We start from the raw sequence: 12,366 nt of genomic DNA on the forward strand, positions 1-12,366 counted from the left end.
GCTTGGGGTTGCACGGAGTCAATGCTACCCAAGTGGGCCCAGAAGCTGGGGCGCACTACGCTGGTGTCATGGAAGATGACTTTGGCACAAATCCGGCACCCGCACATGACGACTCGGAAACAACCGAAGAAACCCTCGATTCAAGCCTTGCGCCTCCTGTGCTCCCCGGGGAGGGGTACATTATTCTGGCCGCAACACCCATTGGAAACATGGGTGACGCCTCAGCTCGGCTGATTGCCTGGTTGGGTGCTGCAGATATTGTTGCCGCCGAGGACACCCGCCGCCTGCACCGGCTGGTGACCAGCCTGGGCGTCAAGGTGGGCGGGCAGATCATCAGTTACCACGAACACAATGAGGCCGTGAAGACCGCCGAGCTGCTGGCTCAGGTACAAAGCGGCAAGACACTTCTCATGGTCACCGATGCAGGGATGCCGTCAGTGTCCGATCCTGGCTTCCGGCTAGTGAGCGCGGCCGTTGCCGCAGGTGTAAAGGTGACAGCTGCTCCGGGACCGTCAGCTGTTTTGACGGCACTGGCCCTCTCAGGTCTACCCACGGACAGGTTCTGTTTTGAAGGATTCCTGCCGCGTAAGTCAGGGGAGCGGGCGGCGCGCCTGCACGAACTTGCGCTGGAAAAGCGCACCATGGTGTTTTTCGAGGCCCCGCACAGGCTCGAAGCCATGTTGCGTGCCCTGCACACGGCTTTTGGGCCTTCCCGCCCCGGCGCCGTCTGCCGGGAACTGACCAAGACCTATGAAGAAGTAATCCGCAAACCCCTCTCGGGACTGCTGGAATGGGCTGAAGAAAACCAGATTCGCGGCGAGATCGCCATTGTTGTTGGCGGTGCTTTGGAAGGTGACCTGGGTACCACTGAAGACCATGTGGCTGCTGTCAACGAGCTCATGTCACAGGGGATGCGCATGAAGGAAGCCGTTGCGGTGATTGCCCATGACGTGCATGTCAGCAAGCGTGAACTCTACAGCGCCGTGCTGGCAGCCCGCGGGTAGCCACAGCTGCCAGTCTGGTACTCGCCGCAGATGTTGTTGTGCAGATGTTTTTGTGCAGATGCACAGCGATTCCCGCATGGGCAGTGCGTCCATGCGTAGACACTGTTGTTCGCCCGGAACTACCGTGAACTACAGCACTATTTTCCATGCACTGCCCCGGTAAACTCTGGCGCCCTCCCTGGCCCCGCCTGAGGTGTGGGCACCAGATAAAAGGAGTCACCATGACAGTGAGCCCAACCGCCGAACTCTCCGGCGCCAAACTGACCGAACGCGAACGCGCCTTGCTGGCAAGTGTTCCCACCGGCTTGTTGATCAACGGCGAATGGCGGCCTGCGGCTTCCGGGAAAACCTTTGTTGTGGAGGACCCCTCAACAGGTCAGGCCTTGGTAGAGGTGGCTGACGCTGGCGCCGAGGATGGTGCTGCAGCCTTGGATGCGGCTGTGGCTGTCCAAGAAGAATGGGCAGCAACTCCGGCACGGGAACGTGCCGAAATTCTGCGCCGTGGCTTTGACATGGTCACCGCCCGGGCGGACGACTTCGCTCTGCTGATGACCCTGGAAATGGGCAAGCCGCTGGCTGAAGCCCAAGGCGAAGTGAAATACGGTGCCGAGTTCCTGCGCTGGTTCTCCGAAGAAGCCACCCGCTCCTTTGGTCGCTACTCAACCAACCCTGAGGGCACCGCGCAGATCCTAGTGCAGAAGAAGCCGGTAGGTCCCTGCCTGCTCATCACCCCCTGGAACTTCCCCCTCGCTATGGCCACGCGCAAGATCGCCCCGGCCATCGCTGCCGGTTGCACCATGGTGCTCAAGCCCGCCAATCTGACGCCGTTGACCAGCCAACTCTTCGCCCAGGTCATGATGGATGCTGGCCTGCCGGCCGGAGTCCTCAACGTTGTCGCAACCACCGACGCCGGCGGCGTGACGGGTCCGCTGATCCAGGACTCGCGTCTGCGCAAACTTTCCTTTACTGGCTCCACCCCCGTGGGCAAACGCCTGCTCGTGGACGCGTCCGCGAATGTGCTGCGCACGTCCATGGAACTGGGCGGCAACGCACCATTTTTGGTCTTTGACGATGCAGACCTGGACGCAGCCGTGGAAGGTGCCATGGCCGCGAAGCTGCGGAACATGGGCGAAGCCTGCACGGCAGCTAACCGATTCCTCGTGCACGAATCCGTGGCCGAAGAATTTGCCACCCGCTTTGCTGCCCGCATGAGCGCCATGACCACCGGCCGCGGAACTGACCCGGCCACCAAGGTGGGGCCGCTGATCGACGCCAAGAGCCGTGACAAGGTGCACTCACTCGTGAGCGAGGCCGTAGCCGGCGGCGCCACCGCAATCACAGGTGGCAGTGCCGTGGAGGGTGCCGGATACTTCTACCAGCCCACCGTACTCACGGGTGTGGAACCGGGAGCCCGCATCCTCACGGAAGAGATCTTCGGCCCAGTCGCCCCCATTGTTACGTTCAAGAATGAGGACGAGGCCGTAGCGCTGGCCAACAATACCGAGTACGGCCTGGTGGCCTACGTCTTCACCAAGGACCACAACCGCGGCCTGCGTATGGCCAACCGGATTGAAACCGGCATGATGGGCCTAAACGCGGGTGTCATCTCCAACGCCGCAGCCCCCTTCGGCGGCGTCAAGCAGTCCGGTTTGGGCCGTGAAGGCAGCATCGAAGGTATCGAGGAATACCTGTACACCCAGTACATCGGCTTCCCCAACCCGAACAACGCCTAGTCCCCACCTGCCGGCCCGGTATATCGCTGCGCGATCTGCCGGGAACCTGGCATGTGTGGCCCCACCCACCTGCCGGCCCGGTATATCGCTGCGCGATCTGCCGGGAACCTGGCATGTGTGGCCCCACCCACCTGCCGGCCCGGTATATCGCTGGGCGATCTGCCGGGAACCTGGCATGTGTGGCCCCACCCACCTGCCGGCCCGGTATATCGCTGCGCGATCTGCCGGGAACCTGGCATGTGTGTCGTCGGCTCTCTAGCTTGCGTTGGTGTCGGTGCGGCGGATGAGCGAGGCCGGCATCAACAAGGCGCGCATCCGTCCCATTGGTGTGGATTGTGTCCGTAACCGCGCGGTCACGCTCTGTACAGCATCCGCCAAATCGTCCCGGCGTGTCTTGGAAAGTCCCGCACCGTAGATGGCTTCTTCATAGGCATGGAGCAGCAAGGTCAAACCGGACGGTGTTGTTGGCCCCAGCATTGCCGCGAACTGTTGTGCCGCCAACGCAGGGGTGTGGGCAGGATCTTGGCGATAACCAAAATCTGTGGCCGAATCCTGAAGTTCTCGCCAAGCCCGCACCTCTGGGGAAACAGTGTCGCGAGGATCGTGGATCTTAGCCAGGCGCCGGCGTCGAATAGCACTGCGTAGCAGAGCCGGAGACGCCAGAGCAGCCAGAATTAGCAGCACCCACCCCATCCCTGCCAGCCACCGGCCACTTTTATCAACCGCTGTGCCAGTACCGGATAGAGCGGTGGCACTGACGCTAGTAGTGGCAGTGGAAGCAGCGGTTGAAGGCTGTTCCGTGGTAGCAGCTTGGCTTTGGGGCGCTGGCGCTGGGACGGAGTCTTCCTGGGCGTACGCCGGCACGTCACCGCGGGATGGAGTGGGTTCAAAAGGTACCCAACCCAGGCCCTCAAAGTAAAGTTCGGGCCATGCGTGAGCATCGCGGCCGGCAACTTCAAAGCCGCGCATCTGAAGATTCTCTTCTTGCTTGTCCAAGCCCGGCGTCCGGGTTCCAGCCGTATAACCTACGGCGATGCGGGAGGGGATCCCCACCTCACGCGCCATGACTGCCATAGCTGCGGAGAAGTGGACACAATAGCCTTTTTTGTTCACCAGAAAATCTGCCAGCACACCCATTCCGGAGCCGTCATACCCGTCCGCCACAGGTGCGCTCAAGCTGTAGCTGAATTCATCCGACTGGAAATAGTTCTGTATGGCTATTGCCTTGGCATAGGGGCTGACTGCCGTACTGGTGAGATCCGTGACGGTCCTGTTCACAATTGAGGGAACATCGGAGGGTAGCGCCAAAAAGACCGGGTCAAGTTCTTTCCTCGGCGCTGCCGTTGCCTGATTCAACAGATCCGGCGTCAGGACCGGCATTTCACTGCGCACTACATAAGACTGCCCAGCCGTGGTCGAGGTCTGAGAGACGATGGTGGCTGTGGAGGGGTTCCATAGCCACACTCCAGGCAACTGCTGGACATCCGTGACCGTGAGCGGAGCGGGCAACCACTCATCACCCACACCCGGGACAGTAATACGAGTAACTGTTTTTGCCTTGGGTAGTCCTGAAGACGGCCCGATAGCGGGAGAAAGACGTGAGAGCTTCGCTTGCAGGTTTGAAGGCAGTGCCGAGGGACCCCAGACCTTGCCCTTGAAGTTCTCCAACGTGGTCAGCCGCAAATACTCCGGCTCCTCTGCACTGGTGGTGTACCGCAGCACCACGCGCTCTGACTGGGAGCGCAAGTCATCACCGAGGGTCACCATAGCGTCCAGTGAACCGCCTTCGCCTGTTGCGTTCAAAGCAGAACCTTGCGGATACCGGCCCTCTGTAAACCCGGGGAGGGCAGCTGTGACAAACTGCATCAGCAGGACCACGGAGGCGCCCATGACCAGTGCCTTCGTGAGGGTGCCGCTGGGCGCTTTGGGCATGTCTGTTCGAAATTTTCCATCCGGTACATACCACCGGCAACACGCCAGAATCAGCAGAAACCCGGACGCCGTCCCCACCAGTCCGGGAGTGCTGATCCCTGTCCTGGTGGTCAGCGCAGCTGGTAGCAGGATGAGTAAGAGACCCATGAAACTTGCGGCAGGGAGAGCTACCGTGATGGCGAGTGCGTCTATCAGTAAGGCGGCAAAACCCAGCCCGGCGCAGAACAGAAAGTGCATGGGGGAGGCTGAAGGGACGGGTGCCAAATTTGTCATGATGAGATTTGATGCATCAGAGGCAAGATCCAAGGCGGAGCTCAGAGTTCCAGGAGTCGGGATTACCCCTAGCACAGCGGTGCCAGGGAAGAACATCAGCGTCAGAACCATGAACCAGCCAACAAGAGCACCCAACGGAGCCGCTGGGCTCAGTGCCGAGTAGCGGCGCATCAAGGCTGGGAACAGCAACGTTCCGGCAACCACTACGGCAGCTTGGGGCAGCCACGCCATGTCCTGGAGCACTCCTGCCAAACCAAGCGAGGCGCCCATAACGGCGGAAAAGATGACCAAAGCCAGCACCCAGCGTGCCGGGCCCGTTGCTTGGGTACCCAAATAGCTGTGCAACGAACGGGACTCGGGCCTCCCGCCGTCGCCGTTTTTCTGGTGGGAGGGGTTCGGGCTCGCCAGAACATTATTCGTCATGAACGCCCCTTCCCGCCCCCGTGGTGGGCGTCCAGGTTAGCCCAGGCCTGCCACAGGGTAGTGGCTGGAGTTACCGGTGCAGCATGCCAGCCGGCGCGGCGCAGGATTTGTGCCGCGGGTTCGGCGTCAGTGGCGGTGGCGCACACGAGGAGGGCGTAGGAGCTTTGTGTGCCTTCGGCGTTCCCGGCCAGCAAGGTGGCCTCGGCCTCACTGAGGGCTCCCATGACAGCAATCACCGGGCCGCGGCGCTCGCGGTCATGAAGCCGGTGGGCCAGGGTGGCGGCCAGCGTTGTTTCACCAGGTCCGGCAAGTTCCACAGCTGCCAGGCCAGCAGCCACGGCGTAGCTTCCTTCGCCGCCGCTGTATTCAGCACGGGACGGCTCCGCCGCGGAGGCCGATGTCAACAGTGCCGGGGCGCCCAGATGGTCCAGCAGTGTCAGCGTGAACGCGCGTTCCAGCAGATGCGCGGCAATGGAGGCGGTGGCAACAATGGCCTCTTCAAAGGCCGCCGTGGTGGCCAGTTCTGGCAGATCCTGGGCGGTTCGTGTGGCGGTGCGCAAGGACTTGTTGGTTGGCGGGGCAGGCGCTGTTGGCGCGGTTGGCGGGGCAGGCGCTGATGGTACAGATGGCCCGAACGCCAGGGCGCGCCGGTCCAGAATAAGGATAGCTTCGGGAGTTGTTACGGGTTCCTCCCCCCTGACCATGAGCCGGCCTTGCCGAGCAGTGAGCGCCCAATGAACCCGTCGCAGCGGATCCCCGTAGCGGTAATCACGAGTCATGAGGTCATCCTGATGTGAACGGGCCAGCTCCGAGGTGCTCTGTGAGCCGTCTTGGCCGTGGCCTTCGCTCACGGAAATTGCCGGCAGTTCGAGAGCTGCAGGGGCAATGGTGAGGCGGTCGCCCTGGTCTATTCCGCGCCGTAGAGATGCCACACCAAAAGGATCGGTGAACGTGCACAACAAGGGGCCAATGGTAAACACGCCGCGATGGCGCGGAAGTAAGGAGTAATGATAGTTACTGCTGGAAGCGCGTGGTATTCCGGCTTGGGGGTGGCTGAAGGTGGGTACCTGAGCGAAAGTTGTGGGGAGAGCCTCCACCAGCTGGCTTTGTGAACCCCCAGGATTGTGCCCATGGACCTCAAGGCTCACTTCAACGGGTTCGCCAACACGGCCCAGAAGGGGAGAGATGCGTCGGTGCAGGCTGAAGCCGGATTTGAAGAAATGCAGGGACGCATAGGCTGTGGCTGGCAGCATAAAGCAAAATACGGCAAGGGTCAGAACATCACGCCTACCCAAAATTGAGGCCAAGATGAGGGAAAGAACCGCGCAGGCAAACAACAACCAGCCCCGTGGACGAAGAAGCTGAAAAAAGGACATGGGCGGCTACCTGCTGCGGGCGTCCTGTCCGGCACGCCCGTCCTGCTCGCCAGGAACAGCAACCTCCGCCAGGATCTTTGTAATGACGCTAGCAGGCGTGGATCCTTGGCTGGCGGCGCTTCGCTCCACCAGCAAACGGTGTGCCAGTACCGGTTCGGCCAGGGCACGGATGTCATCGGGGAGAACAAAGCCGCGGCTGGCAAGGGCAGCTGCAGACTTTCCCGCCCGCAGCAATTGCAGCAACGCCCGGGGACTGGCGCCCAGACGCAGCTCCGGACTGGAACGGGTGGCTTGTCCCAGAGCAACAATGTAGGCGCGCACGGCAGGGGACACGTAAATCGCTGCCACCGTGGCCGTCATGGCGCCAACTTGGGCAGCCGTAGCCACTGGGCGTACAGCATCAAGCGGGTTGAACGATTGATGGGTCTCAAGCATTGCCATTTCTGCGCCGGGATGCGGATAGCCCAAGGAGATGCGTGCCATGAAACGGTCACGCTGGGCTTCTGGCAGCGGATAAGTGCCGGCCATTTCAATGGGGTTTTGTGTGGCGACAACCATGAATGGGCCGCTCAAAGGGTAGGTGGTTCCATCCACGCTCACCTGGCGTTCGGCCATGGATTCCAACAGTGCCGACTGTGTTTTTGCGGAGGCGCGGTTGATTTCATCCCCAATGACAATGTTGGCAAAAATGGGGCCCGGACGGAATTCAAAGGCCTGTGAGGACTGGTTGAAGATTGACACCCCGGTGATATCGCTAGGGAGCAGATCCGGGGTGAACTGAATCCTGTTAACCGAACAGTCAAGGGTGCGGGCCAGCGTCTTGGCCAGCAGCGTTTTGCCCACGCCGGGCACATCCTCCAAGAGGAGGTGCCCACCCGCCAGTAACACTGTCAGGGCAAGCCGGACGGCGTCTTCCTTACCATCCACAACAGTGTTCATGACGGCCATAATGTTTTGGCTTAGCTCAGAAAAATGTTCCGGAGCCATGGCCAGTTCGGATGCCTGCGGGTTCATAGCCCCTGCAACGTCTGCTGCCAGTAAAGTTTCCTGGAGGTGCATGCCTCACCTTTCGAAAAAAACCCAACAACACACCATGAGCTGCCTCGTGTGATCCACGCTACTAGTGTGGCGTGATTTTGGGGTCATTGGGACAAAGAAATTAAGCAAACGGTAAAGTTGGCAACCATGTGCACCCATGACGTTCCGCGCCCTTATCGCCCTGAAGAATTGACGGACATTGGCGGAGCCCGCCCGGGTGCCTTTGCCGGTGCCCCCGCACCGCTCCCCGTCCCCGTGTATGACAATCACACGCACTTTGACTTTGGCGACTCTCCAGTTGAGCTGCGTGCGGCCTTGGATGCGGCAGAGGCCGTAGGTGTTGCCGGTGCCGTTCAGGTTGGCTGTGACCTGGCGTCCTCCCGGTTTACAGTTGCCGCGGTCGATGCGGACCCACGCCTGCTGGGCGCGGTTGCCATCCATCCCAACGACGCCCCCGAACTGGCTCTGGCGGGCACTCTGGATGATGCTCTGGCTGAAATTGATGCCATGGCCGCCCATCCCCGCATTAGGGCCATCGGTGAAACAGGCCTGGACTATTTCAGGACGGGCGAAGCGGGCTTGGCGGCGCAGCACCATTCTTTCCGTGCGCACCTGGACATGGCCAAGCAGCGTGAGCTCGCGCTGCAAATTCACTGCCGTGACGCGCACACCGATGTCCTCGCAACACTGGATGAGGTGGGGGCACCCTCAAGGTTAGTTTTTCACTGCTTCTCAGGGGACGCCGAATTGGCAAAAATTTGTAACGAAAAGGGATGGTTCATGTCCTTTTCTGGGACCTTGACTTTTAAAAATGCCCATAATTTGCGTGCGGCCCTTGCGGTGGCTGACCCGGCGCTGATTCTGGTAGAGACTGACGCGCCATTTCTGACACCTCATCCATTCAGAGGGCGCCCTAATGCCAGCTATATGCTGCCTTACACGGTGCAATGCATGGCACAATTGATGGACTTGGACTTGAGTGAAATGGGCCACCTGCTGCGCACAAATACTGGCTCTGTTTACGGCTCCTGGTCCGATTGATCCTGTACTTTCGATCACTTTTCCGTGACCAAACCTTGTCCGTTTGGTCACGATTGGGTTACGCTGGGGAATTATTAGCCGTGGTCGGGGAAGGCCAACGGATGAAATGCCATAGGACATAGCGTAAAAAAATGATCCGTGGCAACCGTTCGCAAGAACAATTCTGGCAGGACCGTCCGCAGTATCTTGCGGCCACTATCCACCAGTGTTGCTCCGTACTTTCCCGTGCCCGGGTGCTCTAGTAGTAACGAGAACTCGTGTCTTCTTTCCTTACCGTCAATGGCAAATTGAGTTATTTGAAGCTTGCCTGCCAAGGCGCAGTGCTCATAGCACTCGTCGCGGCGCTCATGGCATTCATCACGGCCACTAAAACCGTCACTCTCGTGGTGGATGGCCAAGCCAGCTCAATTCAGGCTTATGGTTCCTCCGTCAGTGACGTGCTCAAGCATGCAGACGTGAGTGTGAACTCTGGTGACCACATCACACCGGCTCTGGATACCAGCGTCGAGAGTGGTTCAACCATCACCGTCAATACGGCCAAGGACATCAAGGTGAGCTTGGATGGGGCGGAACACACTGTCACCACCACCTCCACAAAGATCAGCGGATTGATGAGCCAACTAGGCATCGCCGCCAACGCCAGGCTCTCACTGCCGGCAGATACTCTGCTCGCCAATTCGGCTGACCTGAGCATCATCACCCCTAAACAAATCACGCTCGTGGCTGACGGCAAGAAGCAGGTCAAGACCACCACGGCCCAGAATGTTGGCGATTTCCTGGCTGAGACTGGAGTGACGCTGGCTAAGAGTGATCTCGTCTCCACTCCCGGCGTGGCAACAGTTGTTGAGAACATGGTGGTCAAGGTGACCCGGGTCAACACCTCTGGAACAGCCAAAGAAACAGCAGATGTGCCGTTTGAGACCGAACAAAGCGTGGATCCTGCACTCTTCAAGGATCAGAAGAAGACCATCAGTGAAGGTGCCGCCGGCACGCTGCAAAAGACCTTCCGTACGGTAACTGTTGACGGTGTGGTTGTCAGCCGCACCGAAACCGGGTCCACGGTTGTCAAGGAACCAGTTGCCGCGAAAATCAGCATCGGTGGCAAAGAACGCCCCGCCCCGAAGGATGAAACCAGCAGTAAGGCTGCCAACACCGAAGCCAAAGCTGGAGCCAACACCGGAGCTAACACCGGGGCCAAGGCACCGACCATGTCCAACGAGGCCATGTGGGATGCCATTGCGCAGTGTGAAGCCACCGGAAACTGGTCCATCAATACCGGCAACGGCTACTACGGCGGCTTGCAGTTTGACATTGGTACCTGGCTGAGCAACGGCGGCGGAGCCTACGCCCCCAACGCCAGCCTGGCCACTAAAGCCCAGCAGATTGACATTGCCAACCGTGTTTACGCCCAGCGCGGCCTGCAGCCGTGGGGCTGTGGACATGTGGTGCAGTAGCAGCCACCCTGATCTAGCTCTCTCCCTGAGTGAGTGGCCGCATTGAGCGGCGGAGCCTGTGTGACGTTGCACAAGTGATAGTCAGTAGATACTCCCCGGAGCGGTTTCAACACCGATGCGGGGAGTGTCTTCGTTAATAGCGGCTACCATTATTGCGTGACCTCCCCGCATCCCACCCCAGCCACCCAGCCACTGCTGGGCGCCACCGAAATTCGCCGCTTGGCAGAAGAAATAGGTGTGCGCCCCACCAAGACACTGGGACAAAACTTTGTCATTGACGGCAACACCATCCGCCGCATTGTGGCCGCAGCCGGTGTGGACCCCAGCGAAACCGTGCTCGAAGTGGGCCCCGGACTTGGCTCTTTGACACTGGGGCTACTCGATGTCGCCGCCCGCGTGGTCGCCGTGGAAATAGACCCCGTGCTGGCGGCGAAGCTCCCAGATACCATCGCGGCGTTCCGTCCGTTACTCACGGGAAATATTGATGTGGTGCTCTCGGACGCCATGCGCATCACCGAGCTTCCCGCTGAACCCACAGCCCTGGTGGCTAATCTGCCCTACAACGTGGCAGTCCCCGTGGTACTGCATCTACTGGAGCATTTTCCTTCGCTGCGCCACGGCCTGGTCATGGTCCAGGATGAGGTGGCAGACAGGATGGTTGCCGGTCCCGGTTCCAAGACGTACGGGGTGCCTTCCGTCAAGGGCGCCTGGTACTCGCAGATGCGCAAGGCCGGCGTCATTGGTACGAATGTTTTTTGGCCAGCCCCGAAGATCAATTCCGGGCTGGTGGCCTTCACCCGCCGCGAACCTCCCGTCACCCAGGCTTCGAGGGAGCAAGTGTTTGCTGTCATCGACGCTGCTTTTGCTCAACGCCGCAAGACCCTCCGGGCAGCCTTGGCAGGCTGGGCCGGCGGTGCTGCCGAGGCTGAAGTCTTCTTGCGTCAAGCTGGAATAGACCCCACCGCCCGTGGCGAAGTTATTGATGTGGCCGCTTACGCCCGTATCGCCGAAGCAAAGCTCATGGCAACGGCCTAGCCCATGGACCCTATGAACAAGCGCGGAAGAGGCGGGGCCGCCACACCAAGCAGTGGAGCCCCGGGTTCCGCCGATCAGTTCGCCACAGATCCCACGTGGGCCCCGGCCGCCCGCCGGGTCAAAGTGCGTGCCCCGGGGAAAATCAACGCCTATTTTCAGGTGGGTCCGCTACGTGCGGACGGCTACCACGCCGTTGCCAGCAGTTATGTGGCGGTCTCGCTGTACGAGGAAGTGGCTGCCACATCCCGCCCCGGTACGCCCGCCACGGAGATCACAGTCTCACTCAGCCCGGAAAGCTCCCTTGAGCCGGAACTGCTGGCAACCATACCGCTGGATGCCAGCAACTTGGTGGTCAGAGCTGCACTTCTGGTAGCTGGGATTGCTGAGGACCCCAGCGGGGTTCATCTTGAAATTACCAAACATGTGCCCATTGCTGGTGGCATGGGCGGCGGCTCGGCGGACGCCGCAGCGACCCTCGTGGCCTGCGACGCGCTCTGGCATACCGGCCTCTCCCGTGAAGAGCTGGCCCAACTGGGGTCCGAACTGGGCGCAGACGTGCCGTTCGCACTCATGGGGGGTGCCGCCGTCGGGCTGGGCATTGGGGATGAGCTCAGCCCTGCTCTGGCACCCACGCCACTGCATTGGGTGCTGGTTCCGGCAGACTTTGGGCTGTCCACCCCGGTGGTCTATGACAGGCTTGATGCGCTGCGCCTGGCTGCCGGGATCACCGCTTCGGAACCCAGCCAGATCAAGGCTGGTGTCTTGGCGGCGTTGCGGGCCGGGGATGCGCAGGCACTGGCCCCCTGGTTACACAACGATTTGCAGGCCTCGGCAGTGTCGCTGGCACCGTCGCTGACCCAGACCCTGGCCGAGGGAAAGTCGCTGGGTGCGCTGGCAGCGTTGGTGTCCGGATCCGGGCCCACCATCGCGTTTCTGGCCGAGGACGCAGACCATGCGCAGTCGTTGTCGGCGGCTCTGGCCGGGCTGGGCCATGAGGCCTGGGCTGTCCAGGGACCTGTTCACGGCGCCCACATAGTCGCCTAGAAAAATTTTTACA

9 protein-coding genes are annotated in these 12,366 nt (G+C 60.7%); 6 read left to right on the plus strand and 3 right to left on the minus strand.

From position 1 onward, the window contains the following. The first annotated feature begins 68 nt into the window (after positions 1-68). Together rsmI and ABIB48_RS08040 are read left to right on the plus strand one after the other, a co-directional pair. The gene (gene rsmI / locus ABIB48_RS08035; protein WP_354212662.1) at positions 69-1,004 is read left to right on the plus strand and encodes a 16S rRNA (cytidine(1402)-2'-O)-methyltransferase; all 936 of its coding nucleotides are present in this window, start codon (positions 69-71) and stop codon (positions 1,002-1,004) included. Positions 1,005-1,225: 221 nt separating this feature from the next. Then, entirely contained in the window at positions 1,226-2,737 is a 1,512-nt protein-coding gene (locus tag ABIB48_RS08040) for an NAD-dependent succinate-semialdehyde dehydrogenase (protein WP_354212663.1), read from the plus strand. Between the two features lie 255 nt (positions 2,738-2,992). Here the strand turns inward: ABIB48_RS08040 and ABIB48_RS08045 are convergent, their stop codons facing one another. Genes ABIB48_RS08045 through ABIB48_RS08055 form a run of 3 tightly spaced genes read right to left on the minus strand, consistent with a single transcriptional unit; the run spans position 2,993 to position 7,755 of the window. Then, on the minus strand, positions 2,993-5,365 hold the full coding sequence (locus tag ABIB48_RS08045; RefSeq protein WP_354212664.1) for a transglutaminase TgpA family protein: 2,373 nt from the start codon (positions 5,363-5,365) through the stop codon (positions 2,993-2,995). Beyond that, positions 5,362-6,741 carry a DUF58 domain-containing protein gene (locus ABIB48_RS08050; protein ID WP_354212665.1) on the minus strand — a complete coding sequence of 460 codons (1,380 nt, stop codon included), beginning with the start codon at positions 6,739-6,741 and terminating at the stop codon, positions 5,362-5,364. The genes ABIB48_RS08045 and ABIB48_RS08050 overlap by 4 nt, the downstream gene beginning before the upstream one ends. A 6-nt stretch (positions 6,742-6,747) precedes the next feature. Beyond that, positions 6,748-7,755 carry an AAA family ATPase gene (locus ABIB48_RS08055; RefSeq protein WP_245932039.1) on the minus strand — a complete coding sequence of 336 codons (1,008 nt, stop codon included), beginning with the start codon at positions 7,753-7,755 and terminating at the stop codon, positions 6,748-6,750. Positions 7,756-7,926: 171 nt separating this feature from the next. Between ABIB48_RS08055 and ABIB48_RS08060 the strand changes: the two genes are divergently transcribed. The 4 genes from ABIB48_RS08060 to ABIB48_RS08075 all read left to right on the plus strand — a co-directional run bounded on the left by ABIB48_RS08060 (position 7,927) and on the right by ABIB48_RS08075 (position 12,353). Further along, positions 7,927-8,820: a TatD family hydrolase gene (locus ABIB48_RS08060; RefSeq protein ID WP_354212666.1), complete on the plus strand. Its 894-nt coding sequence runs from the start codon at positions 7,927-7,929 to the stop codon at positions 8,818-8,820. 257 nt (positions 8,821-9,077) lie between these two features. Further along, entirely contained in the window at positions 9,078-10,274 is a 1,197-nt protein-coding gene (locus tag ABIB48_RS08065) for a resuscitation-promoting factor (RefSeq protein ID WP_354212667.1), read from the plus strand. 156 nt (positions 10,275-10,430) lie between these two features. Then, a complete protein-coding gene (rsmA, locus tag ABIB48_RS08070; protein ID WP_110104632.1) occupies positions 10,431-11,309 on the plus strand; it encodes a 16S rRNA (adenine(1518)-N(6)/adenine(1519)-N(6))-dimethyltransferase RsmA in 879 nt (292 codons plus the stop codon). A gap of 12 nt (positions 11,310-11,321) precedes the next feature. Next, positions 11,322-12,353 carry a 4-(cytidine 5'-diphospho)-2-C-methyl-D-erythritol kinase gene (locus tag ABIB48_RS08075; RefSeq protein WP_354212668.1) on the plus strand — a complete coding sequence of 344 codons (1,032 nt, stop codon included), beginning with the start codon at positions 11,322-11,324 and terminating at the stop codon, positions 12,351-12,353. The last annotated feature ends 13 nt before the right edge of the window (positions 12,354-12,366 follow it).

The organism is Arthrobacter sp. UYCu511 (genome assembly GCF_040547105.1).
GTDB lineage: Bacteria > Actinomycetota > Actinomycetes > Actinomycetales > Micrococcaceae > Specibacter > Specibacter psychrochitiniphilus.

Excerpts from the sequence above, each read along its gene's own strand:
- ABIB48_RS08040 (WP_354212663.1), top strand. The coding sequence starts at position 1,226 with ATGACAGTGAGCCCAACCGCCGAACTCTCCGGCGCCAAACTGACCGAA.
- ABIB48_RS08055 (WP_245932039.1), bottom strand. The coding sequence starts at position 7,755 with ATGAACCCGCAGGCATCCGAACTGGCCATGGCTCCGGAACATTTTTCT.
- ABIB48_RS08060 (WP_354212666.1), top strand. The coding sequence starts at position 7,927 with ATGTGCACCCATGACGTTCCGCGCCCTTATCGCCCTGAAGAATTGACG.
- rsmI (WP_354212662.1), top strand. The coding sequence starts at position 69 with ATGGAAGATGACTTTGGCACAAATCCGGCACCCGCACATGACGACTCG.
- ABIB48_RS08045 (WP_354212664.1), bottom strand. The coding sequence starts at position 5,365 with ATGACGAATAATGTTCTGGCGAGCCCGAACCCCTCCCACCAGAAAAAC.
- ABIB48_RS08075 (WP_354212668.1), top strand. The coding sequence starts at position 11,322 with ATGAACAAGCGCGGAAGAGGCGGGGCCGCCACACCAAGCAGTGGAGCC.
- ABIB48_RS08050 (WP_354212665.1), bottom strand. The coding sequence starts at position 6,741 with ATGTCCTTTTTTCAGCTTCTTCGTCCACGGGGCTGGTTGTTGTTTGCC.